Origin of the sequence: Erwinia sorbitola, assembly GCF_009738185.1 — a bacterium.
Lineage (GTDB): Bacteria > Pseudomonadota > Gammaproteobacteria > Enterobacterales > Enterobacteriaceae > Erwinia > Erwinia sorbitola.
Genome location: NZ_CP046509.1, coordinates 3,998,185 through 4,014,655, shown reverse-complemented (window position 1 = coordinate 4,014,655; position 16,471 = coordinate 3,998,185). Strand labels below are relative to the sequence as shown.

Here is a 16,471-nt window from a genome sequence, read left to right as displayed (position 1 = left end):
GACTGAGAGTCTTAATTAATGAAATACCTTTGGGGTCTGGCTGCCGGCATCATACTGGCGCCGTGTCTTGCTGCTGCCGAAAATCCGCCTGTAGCACAGATTGTTCCGTTTAGCGTGACCACTCACGGTGACGTCAGAGTGGATAATTATCACTGGCTGCGTGATGACCGGCGAACAGCGCCAGCGGTAATGGATTATTTAAATGCCGAGAACCGCTACGCCGCACAGCAATCGCAGCGCTGGCAGGGCTTAACCGAGACCATCCTTCAGGAGATGAGCGAGCGTCAGTCGCAGGATAATTATGCCCAGCCCTGGCAGAATAATGATTTCACCTATCAAAGCACCTTTGCGCAGCACGCCAACTATCCACAGCTGCTACGTCAGAAAAACGGCAGCTCTCGCTGGGAAAAGGTGCTGGATGCGCGTGAGCGTAGCAAAGGCCACGCTTACTACAGCCTCTCTCGCTATGCGGTCAGCGAAGATAACCGCTATCTGGCCATTGCCGAAGATACCCGCGGTGACGGTCAGAATCAGATTAGCGTGATGGATATATCGCGCCAGCAGTGGCTGCCTCAGCTGACTAAAGGCACCTCCGGTGAAGTGGTATTCAGCCAGGACGGACGCTCGCTGTTTTATGTGGCTAATCATCCGCAAACTCTGACGCCATATCGGGTGATGCAGCACTGGCTGACGGGCGAACGCCCTGACCGGCTGGTCTATGAGGAGCAGGATGACAGCCTGTATACCGGTATTGCCCGCTCCGCTTCCGGTGCCTATCTGATTATTACCCTGAGCGGCAATGATACCTCCGAGGCACGGGTGCTACCGCTGAATGAGGACAATAGGCGCCCGCAGCTTATCCGGCCACGGATCAAGGGGCAGGAGTACTACCTCGACCATAACAACGATCGATTCACCGTGCGCAGCAACCATGCGGATAAAAACTTCGGTATCTACACCTTTCATCAGCCGGAGGAGGCGTGGCAAAGCCTGTTCGCGCCTGCCCCTGACAGCGAAATTGAAAATTTCTTCCTGTTTGACCAGTGGCTGGTGGTGGCGCGGCGCGCTGGTGGTCAGACCCGCCTGGCGAAACTACAGCTTGCCAGCGGCGAATGGCAGAACCTGAATTTTCCCGACCAGAGCTATATGGTGCGTCCGGGTAGCAACAGCCGCTCCGGCGCAGGCGTATTTAATTATATCTACTCTTCGCTGGCTAAACCGCTGGGTTATTACCAGTGGGATCTGAGGAGTAATCAGACGCGTCTGGTTCATCAGAAACAGTTGCCCGGTGTGGATTTGAGCCGCTATCAGAGCGAATTTGTCACGGTTGTCTCTCGTGACGGAGAGTCAATTCCGGTGTCGCTGGTTTATCGCCGGGATCTGTTTCATCACGGTAAAAACCCTCTGCTGGTGTATGGCTACGGCGCTTATGGCATCAGTGTGGATGTGGCGTTTAGCGCCCCGCGTCTCAGCCTGCTCGATCGCGGTTTCGTCTTTGCCATTGCCCATGTGCGCGGCGGCGGCGAAAAGGGCATTGACTGGTATCTCAACGGCAAAAAAAACCATAAACAGCACAGCATTAATGACTTTAACGATGCGGCACAGGGCCTGATAGCGCAGGGTTTTGGTGCTGCCAATCGTCTGTACGCCATGGGGGGCAGTGCGGGTGGGCTGCTGGTGGCCGCCGCAGTAAATCAGCAGCCACAGCAGTTCCGGGCGGTGGTGATGCAGGTGCCGTTTGTCGATGTGCTCAACACCATGCTGGATAGTTCGTTACCGCTGACGCAGCAGGAGTTTGACGAGTGGGGCAATCCCGCAGATGCCAGTGCCTGGCAGGCGATCAAAGCCTGGAGTCCTTATGACAACCTGCGTACACAACCCTATCCGAACATGCTGGTCACCAGCGGACTGTACGACACCCGGGTGCCTTACTGGGAGGCGGCAAAATATATCGCCCGCCTGCGCACGGTAAATACTCGCCCGCATCCTCTGCTACTGCTGACCACCAATATGCAGGCGGGCCATGGCGGTAGCGCCGGACGATATGCGCGCCTGAAGGATTCGGCGCAGGCTTTCAGCTTTTTGATCTACAGCGATAACAACAATAATCATTCTTCAGGAGCACCGCGTTGAAATCCTTATCTTTAGCCAACTGCGCGTTGGCGAGTTTCCTTGTTATACCTGCCGCCACCATCGCTGCCGAAGGGGAAAAAGGCAGTACCGTTTTCTCAACATTATCTGTCTCTGACTCCAGTAAACAGACCAGACAGGAGGATGTGGGATCCTCTGAAGCGACGTTTATTACACCGGGTGCCGTCAGCTCACGGGTAGCCAGTAAAAAACTGCAAAGCCTCGACAGTACGCTGCGTAGCGTACCTGGTACTTATACCCAGCTTGACCCGTTGCAGGGCGCGGTGACGATGAACGTGCGTGGAATGAGCGGGCTGGGGCGGGTCAATACCATGGTCGATGGGGTGACGCAGACCTATTACGGCATGGCACCTACCAGCTATCACGCCGGAACCAACAGCTCTGCCGCTGTGCTGATCGACCCTAACTTCCTGGCTGGAGTGGATATAACACGCGGTACCAGCGCCGGATCGCAGGGGGTGAATGCGCTGGCGGGCAGCGCCAATATGCGCACTATCGGCGTTGATGATGTGGTGCAACATAACCGCCAGACCGGCGTAATGTCCCGTTTTTCACTGGGCGATAATGGAATGGGCCGCAGCGGAATGGTGGCAGCCGCCGGAAAAACGGAGAAATTCGGTAACGGCGGCCATCTGGGCGCACTGGTTGGGATAAGCCGCACTACCACCTATCCTACCTGGAAAAATGGTGCCGGGCAGGACAGTAAAGAGATGATCGGTGAAGACAGTAACTATATGAAACAGGAGCCGAAGTCACAGCTGTATAAGCTGGATTTCAGCCCTGACGGCAATAACGATATTGAGTTTAGCGCACGTAATTACGACAGCAAATATACCCGCCGCGAGATCACCAGCGACGATTACTATCTTAAATATCACTATTTCCCGCTTTCTGAGCTGGTGGATGTGAATCTGCTTCTCAGCAGCAGTCGTTCCAATCAAAACTATGAATTTGACTCGATTTCAAACTTTAACAGCGCATCAACCACCAATAAATCCAACGCGATAGATGCCAGCAACACCAGCCGTTTCTCGCTGGCGGATTATGACCTCACCTTCCTGCTGGGCGGTAAAATTGTTGATACTGACTATACGCGCCAGTTTCAGCAGGAGTATGTCACCGGCCGTAATGCATTTGCGCCCAGCGGATCGCAGAAGATTAGCGCTCTGTATACCGGGCTGACCATCAATAAAGATATCTACCAGCTGGATGTTAATCTGAACTATACGCGCAGCCAGGTGAGCGGTGTGAAACCCGCCTGTGCGGATGACGAGCGCTGTTTCCCGCAGGGTGAAGCAACGCTGGAGCTTGATCATAAGGCTGTTAACCCCTCGGCAACCTTATCGGCACAGGTTACCCCCTGGCTGCAACCGTTCGTCACATGGAGCCGCTCCTCACGCGCACCGAACGTGCAGGAAGTGTTTTTCTCCAACGAGGGCGGCGCATCGATGAATCCATTCCTTAAACCGGAAAAAGCTGAGACCTGGCAGCTGGGCGTGAACGTGGTGAAAGACGGGCTGCTGCTACAGGAGGATAAGCTGATGTTAAAAGCCCTTGCCTACCGTACGCGCACTAAAGGCTACATCGCCGGAGAGTCGTTCTTCCTGTGTAATGATGGCGCACTGTGCCACGATATCGACAATTCATCCTCCGGCTTTAATGCCCGGGTGTTTACCAACTCCGCGACGCCGGTAACCGCTAATGGTTATGAAGCAGAACTGAGCTACGATGCGCAGGTCGCCTATCTCAACCTCTCCTATAGCGAGCAGTACACCAACCAGCCGACCTCGCTTGCCAGCTCTACTCAGGACTTTGGTTATGATGATATCAGCGACCTGCCGCGCCGCTATATAACGCTGGATATTGGCGCGCGCTTCTTCGAGCAGAAGCTGGTGGTGGGCAGCCTGATAAAGTACACCGGAAGATCGAAGCGTCTGGATACTGAAGGGATTAACGTTGATACCAACTCGGTTCATAAGATTGATATGCCGAAGGTGCCGACAATTATCGATCTCTACAGCAGTTATCAGGTAACGGATAATATGGACTTACGTTTTACCGTACAAAACGTGGCAAATAAAAACTACGCCGATGCGCTGAACCGTCTTAATCAGGATCTCAGTAACGCTGCGGAGGGAGTGTCGATAAACAACACGGCCCGTGGCCGTACTTATGTATTCGGCGGAGAGGTTCGCTTCTGATAAAAGAACAGGCCGCCGGAAGGGGCCTGTTTTCTCAGATTACCAGCTAAGTTCTTCATCGCTGGCTTTCAGATTCTCTTTATACATCAAATTAATGGTGATGTAGTTACACATATCAATGGAGCTATGACAGTAATTTTCGATCATCTGATCCAGCATCGGACGATTGGTTGCCTTGGTCAACTCTTTGAAAGCCCTCAGATTCTCTTTTTCCATCATCCGCAGCGTAGTTGGCTGGCACAGATCAACCGGGCCATCGCAGTACTCATGCTTCACTTTTTCCTTAATGTAGTCGAGCACCACTTTCTGCTGTTCAGCGCTGTTGTTGAAGTCCAGAGGGTGCACGAATGCTGCCTGTGAGCTGAACGCGACCGCAACCAGCATAAGGCCCAGGATCTTTTTCATCGAAATCTTCCATGTTATTGACGTTGTTATCAGAGCAGCTGGATTTTAGCAGTAAAGAGCGAAGAAGAAATTCAGAAATTACTTACTAATATTAATTATCCTTATTTTAACGAGGTTGATGACATCTTTTGCGACATTGCGATATAAATAACTAAAAAAAATTTGAGTTAAAATATATTGTTTTATGTGGATGCTTGTGGGTGGCTCATTATATTAATGACTTTTTTGGATTGGTTATAGATGCTATGATCGGCCAGTATCAAACAGGTTTTCGTGGTTTATAATATTTATTTATTGTTCAGGTCACTTAATTTCGCCATTATTGATTTCTGGTTATCAATTAGTTAAGGATATTTTAACAATCACTCTGTTTTTTTTTACATGGTGGTTATGAGGTTAATTAACTGAGTTTAATATTTATAATTCGTTTTATTCTCATAGGTGGAAATGCGTTTTGTTATTCTTGTAAGTAAAGTAAATCTATTAAATAAGGTAAGTCTATCAAATGATCATGGAAACGCCGATGCATTGATTTTTGCTTTAGCCGATGTGTTCCACAAGAGGTAGTCATGATGTTTAAGTCTTTTGGTTCGGTTGCACTGGATATTTTAAGCTATATGCTAGCCTTTGCGTTTTCTGTTTTATCGATATTGGTGGCAACGCTTTTTCCTGAAAATGTTGTTATATTTATTGCTGTTATAGGGGTTATATTTTCTTTTTATATTAGCGATATATTAGTTAATAAGCTACGATGATTTTATAATGTTAATTTAAGTTGCTTGCATTTAAATGCAAGCAACTTAAATGTAGTGTATTTAGTAAACGCGGTCATCCCAAATGCTATAACCCGATGTTGCTGCTATTTTATGTTCCCATTTAATTGATTCGTATCTCAATGAGATTTGTTCGTACGGCATTATTCCAGAGCTATTAATTACGTGTGGGTAAGTTGAACTCACATTCACAATAGTTGCATGTTTCAATTTAACTCTATAAAAAACTTCCAATACACCTGATTGATTAAGCCAATATACCTCAAAGGTAGCGGTAAGCCTTTCATTGTTAGATATTGCCACCCCTATTAGCGGTGATGATTTATCTACAGGCTTTATAAATTCTATAGGGTGATGATTGCAATGTTGTTCACGTGACAAACTATGATTTAATGAGAGTACTTGTATTTCGTTTGGGTGGTTTTTTTGATATTTGTTACCAACAGAATCTATAGTGTTGCAACCAGCAGATATTACTCCTTGCTGCTCACCTACTAAGTTTAAAAAATATTGAAACTCACCGTTATCTCCTTTTGGCGTCATCTATTCAATATGTAGATCTGATCATTGCAAATAATGCACACGTTCGATGAATGTACCGATAAATTTTGTCATGCATTTCTGCTGATTTGGAATTGTCGGGCTAAAGAGTGGCACTTTTGCTGCGTTTGCTACAGATGATAAAAAGCCACTCCTTGCAGAGTGGCTTTATGCCCTGATTTAACAGGTAAAATTTGGTGGCCCCAGCTGGACTTGAACCAGCGACCAAGCGATTATGAGTCGCGTGCTCTAACCAACTGAGCTATGGGGCCTGAGGCGCAGGATTATAATGTAACTGCGCGGCCGGATCCAGCGCTTAACTTGCGTGTGGCGCATTTCCAGGCAAAATTACTATTCCGCGAACTGGTTGAATCATAACCGTTATCTCGCCAAACCCAGTCACCATGCACCTTTAGCGATAGTGGCAGCCAGTGTAGTGGTTGCTTGCATTCTGTCCAGCTGTTGCACGTAAATGGCTTTAACGCCACTGGCTGCGCAGTTTTTACAGGCTCGCAGCCAGCGAAATTCGTTAAATAACCGGGGGATGATAAATGGCGCTGCTCCAGTAGCGGCTGCTGGCGTGCTTCTCTCCCAGCCATCCCAGATGGCGTAGCCTGCGCGCAATCAGCTTATTCATAATACCGTGCCCGACCAGCAACACATTACCTTTGGCTGAGAGCTGGATCAGCTGTTCAGCGGCCATAATAGCCCGCTGTTTTGCCTGGGCGTAAGACTCAACCTGCCCTTTGTAGCCAAATAACCACATCGCCCGCAGTAGTGGCAGCCACAGCAGCGGGGGCAGGGCGGGGAACGCCAGCGGCATCACCGGCAGCGCCGCTTCGCGATAGATTGCATCTACATGGCTGGCGGATTGGCCGAGTTTCGCCAGCGAGGAGAGGGCACGTGGCAGTGTGCTGGTCACAATTATGTCAGCATCGGCGGCCAGCCGCAGGCTGCGCTCCGGCGGCAGATCGCAGATTTCAGCCAGGTCGTAAGCCTCACACCATTCCGCCATTGCCAGCGCAGAACGGCGACCGGGCAGATAGTGGTCTGGTTTGCCGTGGCGCATTAGTGTAATCGTCATTTTATTCCGCCTGGTAAGATAGTTTTCAGCTTAACCAGCCCGTCTGGCAAATACAAACCGGCCATAAACTTTCAGTCTGTCATCTCTTCGCAATATGCAGGGGCTAAAACATCGGAGTCGGGATAGGGGGCGCTGCTTATTTGTCTTAAGTGTTTCTCAGATATTGACGATTGAAAAAAATGCATGTTTTTTAAACGATTTATTTTGTTGATTTTATTTGGTTTTCTGAGGCGTTAGCAGCATTGAATGTCAAGAAAATCTAACTAATGCAATATAGTCACCTTGATTTATCTACACGCGTAGATACAATAGCTGCGTAGTGAAAATTCACGGTGCTTGATGGTTAGCAGCTACGTGAAGGTCAACTTTGTTTCGCGTTACTTATACGATTGGTCAATTTTAGACCGTCGGCGCAAAGCGAAGATGCGTTCCAACACCAGGGAACCTCATACCGACCTTTCGTCATGGCTTTTTAACACGGCATCTTCACTGGCGAATTTTCCTCCGCAGGAGGAGTGTGTGCCAGGGACGGTACCGAACAAACTCCTCACCTCAGGGATTTTTTTTCATGTCTACACCTCAAAGCGTTGCACAGGATATTGCAATGCCGTCCAGTTCGGCGGCAGATGAACGTTTAGCGACACCGGAAGGGCGCAAGGATTTTTGGCGTGCAACTTTCTCGTGCTGGCTTGGCACGGCGATGGAATACGCCGATTTCGCCTTATATGGTCTGGCTGCCGGAATTATTTTCGGTGATGTATTCTTCCCCGAAGCCACCCCGGCAATGGCACTACTCTCTACTTTTGCAACCTGGTCGGTTGGCTTTATTGCCCGCCCGATTGGTGCACTCTTCTTTGGCTGGCTTGGCGATCGTAAAGGTCGAAAAGTCGTCATGGTCTCCACCATCATCCTGATGGGCGCATCCACCACTCTTATTGGTCTTATCCCCAGCTATGCCTCAATTGGCCTCTGGGCACCGGCATGTCTGGTGGTGCTGCGCTTTAGCCAGGGCTTTGGGGCGGGAGCAGAACTCTCCGGCGGTACGGTGATGCTGGGCGAATATGCACCGGCACAGCGGCGCGGTCTGGTCTCCTCGATTATTGCCCTCGGCTCCAACAGCGGTACGCTGCTGGCCTCGCTGGTCTGGCTGGCAGTAGTGCAGATGGATCAGCAATCCCTGCAAGAGTGGGGCTGGCGTATCCCGTTCCTGTGCAGCTCGCTGATTGCGCTGGCAGCGCTGTGGATCCGTCGTAACCTGCGTGAAACCCCGGTATTTGAGCGCAAAAAAGCCGAGCTTGAGGCCGAGCGCCAGCAGGTTCTGGCCGCTGCGCCAGCGGTAGCAGATAGCCGTGGATTCTGGAGACGCAGCCGTGCCTTCCTGACGATGGTCGGCCTGCGCATTGGCGAAAACGGCCCGTCCTATCTTGCTCAGGGCTTTATTATCGGCTACGTAGTGAAAGTGCTGGCGGTGGATAAATCGGTGGCTACCACCGCAGTGTTTATCGCTTCGCTACTTGGCTTCCTGATTATCCCGCTGGCCGGCTGGCTGTCGGATCGCTTTGGTCGCCGTATTACCTATCGTGTCTTCTGTCTGCTGCTGATCCTCTACGCTTTCCCGGCCTTTATGCTGCTGGACTCGCGTGAACCGGCGATCGTGATTGCGACTATAGTGACAGGTATGGGCCTGGCATCGCTGGGCATTTTCGGCGTACAGGCGGCATGGGGGGTGGAGCTGTTTGGCGTTCACCACCGCTACACCAAAATGGCGACAGCGAAAGAGCTGGGGTCAATTCTTTCCGGTGGCACTGCCCCGCTAGTGGCATCTGCGCTCCTGGCCTGGACCGGTCACTGGTGGCCTATTGCCACTTACTTTGCGGTAATGGCGGGTATCGGTTTCTTCACTACTTTTGTGGCACCGGAAACGCGAGGCCGCGATCTTAACGCACCGGAAGATGCGATTTAACCATGGAAGGCAGCGTTAAATAGTGTGGTGTTTGGCACGATTATTTCGCTGGATAGACATTTTAAGGGACTCACGGGCCGGATTTATCCGGCCTGACTCTGTGTATCTGTAAGGAAGAGTGCCTGTGGCAAAACAGATTCATCATCGTGCTACTCGTGCTGATGTAGCAAAGGCAGCCGGAACCTCGGTGGCGGTAGTGAGCTACGTCGTGAATAACGGGCCGCGTCCGGTGGCACCAGCGACCCGTGAGCGCGTACTTGCCGCGATTAAAAGCACCGGTTATCGCCCGAATAGCGTGGCTCGTGCGCTGGCTTCCGGCACCACGCGAACCTACGGGCTGGTGGTGCCGAATATTGGTAACGCGTTTATTGCTTCGCTGGCTCATGAGCTGCAACAGCAGGCGCTGGCAAACGATATGGTAATGCTGCTGGGCGATGCTGGCGACAGCCGTAAACGCGAGTTGCAGCTGATCAACAATCTGCTGAGTCAGCAGGTGAACGGCCTGTTCTATATCAGCGTCGATCGTCACCCCTATATTGATGTGCTGCAATCCAGCGGCACCCCTTTTGTGATGCTGGATCGGGTTGATCCCTCATTGCAGGTAAATGTAATACGCGTTGATGAACGCGCAGCATCGCGTCAGGTCACCGCTCATCTGTTGAGTCACGGCTATCAGGAAGTGGGCATTTTCTGCGGCCCGCCGGAGATGCTGAATACACAGGATCGTCTGCTCGGATGGCGTGATGCGCTAGCGGAATTTGGTGTGGAAGAGCGCCCTGAGTGGATCTTCCATACCACTTACACCCGCGATGGTGGTTATCAGGCGGCACAGCGCATGATGCAGGGATCGACGCGTCCGCGGGCGCTGTTTACTTCCAACGAAGCGCAGGCTATTGGTTGCATCCGTGCCCTGTCTGAACACCAAATCCGCGTGCCGGATCAGCTGGCGCTGGTCTGTTTTAACGGCACCGATCAATCTGCTTATCACGTGCCTTCACTGACTACCGTTCGTCAGCCGGTGCATGAGATGGCAAAAACTGCCATAAAAATGCTGGCGGCGTGGAAAGGTGAGAGCATGCTCAGTGAGTTCTCTCATCATCTTGAACTTGGTGAATCCTGCGGCTGTGAGCTGGCCGATAATAAGATAACAATATGAAAAGATTAATTATTGATTGTGATCCGGGGAATGGTATTGCGGGTGCTAACGTCGATGACGGGTTAGCTATTGCTCTGGCGCTGGCTGCGCCGGAAATTTCGCTGGAGCTGATCACCACGGTTGCGGGGAATACCCCAAGTCATGTGGGATACAGCGTAGTGAAAGATTTGATGGATCGTATCGGGCAACCGGTAGACGTAGTGAAAGGGGCTGATGCCGCGCTGTGCGAACCCGCCGGGCCATGGCGTCAGGCATTGGATGAGCGTGTACACAGCAATCAGCTGGGACATCTGTGGCGCGGCGTGCGTCAGCCGCACTCATTTACTCCCCCAGCGGTTGAAGCCGCAGATGCGATAGGGCAGCTGATCTGCGCTAATCCGGGAAAGATTACTCTGGTGGCGATTGGCCCATTAACCAACGTCGCGCTGGCGCTGGAACGCTATCCGGAGATGGCCGATGCGGTGCAGGAGATCGCCATTATGGGCGGTGTGTTTGCGCTGGATGATTTTATTAAAGACACCAATTTCGGTATCGATCCCGAGGCGGCGCATCAGGTGCTGACCAGCGGTGCGAACATCACGCTGGTGCCGATGGATGTTACCAGCCAGACGCTGATGACCCATCAAAATCTTAACCGTATTGCGCAAATAGATACGCCGCTGGCACGTTTTGTAACTGAGACGCTGCGTCCCTGGATTGATTATTCGATTCAGACGCGCCATCTGCCAGGTAGCTGGATCCACGATGCGCTGGTGGTGGCATGGCTGCTTAACCAGCGGGTGGGCACGGCGGCGGATTATTTTGTTGATGTAGAGCTGCGGCCGGGGATGACGCGCGGCAAGTCATGGCGTTTCCGCCAGCCGCTACGTGTCGATGTGGGCATTGGTGAGCCGCAGGGCGGGTTGGTGCATGTGTTGCAGACGGTGGATAATCAGCTGTTGTTGGGGATGCTGGAACATTATCTGGCGAAGCCATTGTAGGGGCCGCTGCCCTTTGAACCTGCGGGTCAGGCGTGCCTGACCCCTACGACAGATATCCATCCGCTTTTGTAGGGGCGAGGCACGCCTCGTCCTGCACTGACGGGTCAGGCGTGCCTGACCCCTACGACAGATATCCATCCGCTTTCGCAGGGTCAGGCATGCCTGACCCCTACAACAGATACCCGTCCGGTTTCGTAGGGGCGAGGCATGCCTCGTCCTGCACCGACGGGTCAGGCATGCCTGACCCCTACAACAGACACTCATCCGGTTTCGTAGGGGCGAGGCACGCCTCGTCCTGCACTGACGGGTCAGGCATGCCTGACCCCTACGACAGATATCCATCCGCTTTCGCAGGGTCAGGCGTGCCTGACCCCTGCAACAGATACCCGTCCGGTTTCGTAGGGGCGAGGCATGCCTCGTCCTGCACTGACGGGTCAGGCATGCCTGACCCCTACGACAGATATCCATCCGCTTTCGCAGGGTCAGGCATGCCTGACCCCTACAACAGATATCCATCCGGTTTCGTAGGGGCGAGGCACGCCTCGTCCTGCACCGATGGGTCAGGCACGCCTCGTCCTGATCCCTGCGGCTGACATTAATCCGAATTCCTGCGCTTTTGGGCTGATCCTGGCCGCAAAACTCAGCTAATCGCTTTCCGCCATCTCCACAGATCCACTCCCAGCAACATCAGCAAACTCAATCCCATCACCGGTAAACAAACTGCGGCAATCAGCGTGAGTGTCAGCAGCAGAAAACGAGCGCTGATTGATAGCGGTTGCCAGCAGCCCATCAGCGTATCCAGCGGCGAAACCTGTCCTTTCTGCGGGCGACGCAGCCACCACATGCGATAACCGAACACAATCATCACGCACAGCCCGGAACCGAATAGTGCCAGCACCAGCTGATTCGCCACGCCGAACAGCACCCCCATATGCGCATCCACCCCCCAGCGCGTCAGCTTTGCCAGCATGCCGAAGTTGGCGAACTCTACTTTATCGATCACCGCGTTACTCTGCGGATCAACCGCTACGCTATCGACCTGAGTCGGCCAGCTGCGGTCGATCTCATTTACTGTCCAGGCTTTATCTGCCCGATATGATGGTCGGATCTCCAGCTTCGCCGCATCAATCCCGGCAGCCCGCGCCGCTTGCAGTACCGCATCAAACTGTGCCGGGCTGACCGCCGCCGGTACCGCGTCATGAGCCATCATCATATGGCCCTTATGCTCCGCGTGTTCATCCAGCGGCATATCCATTGCCATCGCTGATGCGGGATGCAGCGCGGTGTTCACCGAGGGAGTCATCCAGCCAAAATGGCTGCGCAGCAGGGAGATATTATCCCCCGCCCAGCGCGACCAGGTCAGTCCGGTGGCGGAGAAGAATATCAGACCCAGCAACAGCAGCAGGCCGAGCGTGGTGTGCCAGTGACGCTGACCGGCCAGGCGCTGGGCGGGCGTGGGTTTGGCCCGTAACGTTTTACGGCGCGGTGTACGGCTGGTGGCCCAGAGTACGACACCGCCAAGTGCTGCAATCCATAACCAGCTCGCCGCCAGCTCACTGTAGTTGCGGCCGAAATCGCCCAGCAGCAGGCTGCGGTGCAGATAGTCCAGCCAGGTACGCAGTGGCAGCACCCCGCTGGTGCCGTATACCGTCAGCGCGCCGCGGATCTCAAGGGTTTTCGGGTCAATAAATACTGCCCGGCTTTCCGATGGGCCGAGATCGGCTGCGGAAAACATCACGCGGGTGGTTTCACCAGAATGAGGAGCAGGGCGCACGGCAGCGATATGAGTTTCATGGCCCATAATGGCAGTTGCAGTAGCAATTTGCTCCGAAAGCGGGCGATCTTCCCCGGTTGACGCGGTGAATAACTGGGAGTGATAGAGTGTATTTTCCAGCTGAGGGGTGAGCACATACAGCGTGCCGGTCAGCGCCGCAACAAAGATAAACGGTGCAATAAACAGCCCGATATAGAAATGCAGGCGACGCAGCAGCGGGATCAGCGTACTACGGGTGCGGGTGGCGTGCGTGGCCGCGTGCCGGATATTTTCTGACATAGTCTCTTCCATCTGCCTGTTTTACAGGCATTCACAGGGAATGCGGGCTTTCCCACATCTCAACGTTAACTGACTGAACGTGAAACCATGGCGGGCGGCGGGGCGCGGGGATGAAAGAAACGCGGAACAAAACGGGCAACGACGGGCTGAAACAGCGGCACATCCGGCAGGGCTGCGGCCTGTAACGACCACCACAGCTGCGGCAGCGTCAGCAGGTCAAGGGGCAGATGCGCCAGCAGTACACAGTAGCCGCAGGCATTGTCATCCATCATCGACATCGGATGATGTTCCTGAGGAACAGCAGCACCGGGCGGAGGTGACATATCTGGCATATCTGGCATGTCAGACATCTCCATCATCATCCCATGATGCATCATCATGCTATCGCTGCCACGCGCCTGCGCCAGTGATTTTGAGATCACCGGAGCAATAAACAGCAGCAGTATCGCCAGCAGACCTAGCCAGGCGGCAAGGCGACTACGGGTGATAGAGAATGAGATCAGTGACACGCCTTTTCTTTCAGCAGAAATACCCGGCGGGAGTGTACTTTAAATTATTGGCAGAGGTAAAAGTAATAACCTTGCAGAGTTTATTTTCGTTGGATATCACCTGCTTTTCCGGGCCAGCAGTCTCTATATAACCTAGGTTTTATCTTAACGATTTCTACTTGTTTCCAGTTAATTCAAAGATGTGAATTTGACTTATGTCTCTTTATGTGTTTTTCCTTAATGTGTATTTATCTATTTGATATATATAAATTTTATCTTATTTATAAATGTTAAATATTAGGATTTTCCTGATATTTCTGTCGTTTAAATCGTCACTGAATTGTAAGCGTTGTGTAAGTTTAGGAACAATCCTGGGTAAGAAATCGTTAAAGTACCTGGCATCAACATCATATAAATAATAAACCTTGCTCAGGGCATCACTATGCTACGGATTGCGTCTGAAAAAGACGGGATAACTCCTGCTCGTCTCAGCAGTTTGGCCATTATTATCAGTTTATTTCACACAGGTAATGTGGCCGCAGCCACGCCTGGCGATCAGCAATTAATTAACCAGCAGGAGCGTCAGCGCGCAATTGAACGTCAGCTGGCTCCGCCAACACCAGACGTACGTTTACAGCCCCCGGGAAGTTTCTTTAGCCATATCCAGTTCCCTGCGGAACAGCCCTGTTTTGCCCTGCAACAGATTGAGTTACAGGGGAGAGAGGCGTTTCCACAGTGGATGCCGCTGCAAAAGCTGGCCGATGAGGCAAAGGGGCAGTGCCTGGGCGGAAAAGGTATCAATCTGCTGATGAGTGCCTTGCAGAACCGCCTGGTCGACCACGGTTATGTCACCGCCCGCGTGCTGGCACCGCCGCAGGATCTTAACAGCGGTAGTCTGAAACTGTTGCTGGTGCCGGGCAGGGTGCGCAATGTACGCCTGACGCCAGATAGCGACCGCTATATTCAGCTCTATACCGCACTGCCTGCCCGTTCAGGGGAGCTGCTGGATCTGCGTGATATCGAGCAGGGGCTGGAAAACCTACAGCGCTTGCCGACGGTGCAGGCGGATATGCAGATTGTGCCCGGTGAAGAGCCTGGCGAAAGCGATATCAACGTCAGCTGGAAGCAGTCGCGTCACTGGCGGCTGGGTGCCAACCTTGATGACTCAGGCAGTAAAAGCACCGGGCGCTATCAGGGGGGACTGACCCTCTACATCGACAACCCTTTATCACTTAGCGATATGTTTTACGTCTCTGCCGGCGGCGATTTACAGCAGAAGGGCGATAAGAACAGCAAAAACACCCTGATTCACTACTCCGTGCCTTTCGGTTACTGGAACACCGGCGTGACCTTCAGCGATTACGATTTCCGCCAGTCCGGGCAGGGTACGGGTTTCGACTATAGCTACAGCGGTAAAACCAAAAGCGTGAACTGGCAGCTCGGGCGCGTACTGCACCGCAGCGGCAGTCAGAAAACCTCCTTTACCTATGAGGTGATGACGCGCGAGTCCAGCAACTACATCAATGATACAGAGATCCTGCAACAGCACCGGCAGACCGCTGCATGGCGCCTGGGTTTACAGCATCGTCACTATATCGGCCCGGCCACTCTGGATGCCGGGGTGAGCTATCAGCGCGGTACTCGCTGGTTCGGTGCGGAACCCGCGCCGGAAGAGAGTTTTGGCGAAGGCACCGGGCTGGCGAAAATTATTCAGCTTTCCCTGCAGCTGGATGCTCCTTTCCAGATGTGGGGGCAGTCATTCCGTTATAACGGGCAGTTCCAGCGCCAGATGACCCACTCTCCGCTGACGCCGCAGGATCAGATGTCTATCGGTAACCGCTGGACAGTGCGCGGTTTCGACGGCGAATACACGCTTAATGGTGATGAGGGCTGGTTTGTCCGCAACGACATTGCCTGGAGCACCCCGCTGCCTAATCAGGAGCTCTACCTCGGCGCTGACTATGGCGAAGTGAAGGGCGGGATTGATTATCAGGTCGGCCGCCATCTGGCGGGGGGAGTTATCGGCCTGCGAGGTAACGCGTTTAATACCGGTTACGACCTGTTTGCGGGGGTGCCGTTCTCTAAACCGGACGGTTTTCGCACCAGCCCGGTATCCCTCGGTTTCAACCTGAGCTGGCAATACTGATATGACAATCCCCGTAAATGGTTTTCAGGTGATCTCACCGCTGTTGAGTAGCGGGTTCAGCGAATCTGAAGTGCTGGGCGCCAGCGTCTGGCTGTGGATGCATTCGGCACAGCATCGCGATATTCCTCTCAGCGCCCTGTCGACGCTGCTGCTGCCGGCGATTAAGCACCAGCAGTTTACGCTGGCGATGCGTGACGATAAGCCGGTGCTTTTCCTGAGCTGGGCCTGGCTGGATGAGGAAGCGGAACAGCGTTATCTCACGCAGCCCGGCATTTACGTGCAGGAGCGTGACTGGAACAGCGGTGACCGTCTGTGGATCCGCGACTGGATCGCACCATTTGGTGAGCAGCAGGCGCTGCGTCGCCTGGTTGGCGGCACGCTATTTCCGCATCACTGCTTCCGCTCGCTGTATCACAAAGGTGAGGAGCGCGGTCTGCGTGTGATGAATTTCCGTGGCGATGCGGTGACGCATCAGGATTTTGCACGCTGGCAGCGCGAAACGCCGCTGGCAAGCCATTAACTGGAAGGGAT

13 protein-coding genes and 1 tRNA gene are annotated in these 16,471 nt (G+C 53.0%); 8 read left to right on the top strand and 6 right to left on the bottom strand.

Features of this window, described 5'->3' with window-relative positions:
* The first annotated feature begins 18 nt into the window (after positions 1-18).
* The gene (locus tag GN242_RS18245) at positions 19-2,133 is read left to right on the top strand and encodes a S9 family peptidase (RefSeq protein WP_156287971.1); all 2,115 of its coding nucleotides are present in this window, start codon (positions 19-21) and stop codon (positions 2,131-2,133) included.
* A complete protein-coding gene (locus GN242_RS18240; RefSeq protein WP_156287970.1) occupies positions 2,130-4,352 on the top strand; it encodes a TonB-dependent receptor domain-containing protein in 2,223 nt (740 codons plus the stop codon). The genes GN242_RS18245 and GN242_RS18240 overlap by 4 nt, the downstream gene beginning before the upstream one ends.
* 39 nt (positions 4,353-4,391) lie before the next feature.
* Here GN242_RS18240 and GN242_RS18235 read toward each other — a convergent pair whose 3' ends face one another.
* The gene (locus GN242_RS18235) at positions 4,392-4,757 is read right to left on the bottom strand and encodes a hypothetical protein (RefSeq protein ID WP_156287969.1); all 366 of its coding nucleotides are present in this window, start codon (positions 4,755-4,757) and stop codon (positions 4,392-4,394) included.
* Between the two features lie 569 nt (positions 4,758-5,326).
* On the opposite strand from GN242_RS18235, the gene GN242_RS18230 reads away from it, so the two are divergent.
* A complete protein-coding gene (locus GN242_RS18230; RefSeq protein WP_156287968.1) occupies positions 5,327-5,512 on the top strand; it encodes a hypothetical protein in 186 nt (61 codons plus the stop codon).
* A gap of 60 nt (positions 5,513-5,572) precedes the next feature.
* Here GN242_RS18230 and GN242_RS18225 read toward each other — a convergent pair whose 3' ends face one another.
* The 3 genes from GN242_RS18225 to GN242_RS18215 form a co-directional block, all read right to left on the bottom strand.
* A complete protein-coding gene (locus GN242_RS18225; RefSeq protein WP_154752777.1) occupies positions 5,573-6,073 on the bottom strand; it encodes an Hcp family type VI secretion system effector in 501 nt (166 codons plus the stop codon).
* Between the two features lie 192 nt (positions 6,074-6,265).
* Positions 6,266-6,342, bottom strand: a tRNA-Ile gene (locus GN242_RS18220).
* Positions 6,343-6,599: 257 nt separating this feature from the next.
* A complete protein-coding gene (locus GN242_RS18215; protein WP_154752776.1) occupies positions 6,600-7,154 on the bottom strand; it encodes a histidine phosphatase family protein in 555 nt (184 codons plus the stop codon).
* A 568-nt stretch (positions 7,155-7,722) separates the two neighbouring features.
* On the opposite strand from GN242_RS18215, the gene GN242_RS18210 reads away from it, so the two are divergent.
* From GN242_RS18210 to GN242_RS18200, 3 genes are all read left to right on the top strand, one after another.
* Complete coding sequence (locus GN242_RS18210; protein WP_156287967.1) at positions 7,723-9,117, top strand: MFS transporter; 1,395 nt, start codon at positions 7,723-7,725, stop codon at positions 9,115-9,117.
* Between the two features lie 124 nt (positions 9,118-9,241).
* Complete coding sequence (locus GN242_RS18205) at positions 9,242-10,273, top strand: LacI family DNA-binding transcriptional regulator (protein ID WP_156287966.1); 1,032 nt, start codon at positions 9,242-9,244, stop codon at positions 10,271-10,273.
* Positions 10,270-11,253 (top strand): nucleoside hydrolase, encoded by a 984-nt coding sequence (locus tag GN242_RS18200; RefSeq protein WP_154752774.1) that lies wholly within the window; start codon positions 10,270-10,272, stop codon positions 11,251-11,253. Before GN242_RS18205 ends, GN242_RS18200 begins: the two co-directional genes overlap by 4 nt.
* 640 nt (positions 11,254-11,893) lie before the next feature.
* Here the strand turns inward: GN242_RS18200 and GN242_RS18195 are convergent.
* Both GN242_RS18195 and GN242_RS18190 read right to left on the bottom strand, forming a co-directional pair.
* Entirely contained in the window at positions 11,894-13,318 is a 1,425-nt protein-coding gene (locus GN242_RS18195; protein ID WP_156287965.1) for a PepSY-associated TM helix domain-containing protein, read from the bottom strand.
* 53 nt (positions 13,319-13,371) lie between these two features.
* Positions 13,372-13,815, bottom strand: a complete 444-nt coding sequence (locus GN242_RS18190; RefSeq protein WP_156287964.1) for a DUF2946 family protein — start codon at positions 13,813-13,815, stop codon at positions 13,372-13,374.
* 421 nt (positions 13,816-14,236) lie between these two features.
* Here GN242_RS18190 and GN242_RS18185 point away from each other — a divergent pair, with 421 nt between their 5' ends.
* A complete protein-coding gene (locus GN242_RS18185) occupies positions 14,237-15,940 on the top strand; it encodes a ShlB/FhaC/HecB family hemolysin secretion/activation protein (protein WP_154752772.1) in 1,704 nt (567 codons plus the stop codon).
* A 1-nt stretch (position 15,941) separates the two neighbouring features.
* Positions 15,942-16,460: a toxin-activating lysine-acyltransferase gene (locus GN242_RS18180; protein WP_154752771.1), complete on the top strand. Its 519-nt coding sequence runs from the start codon at positions 15,942-15,944 to the stop codon at positions 16,458-16,460.
* Positions 16,461-16,471: the final 11 nt, after the last annotated feature.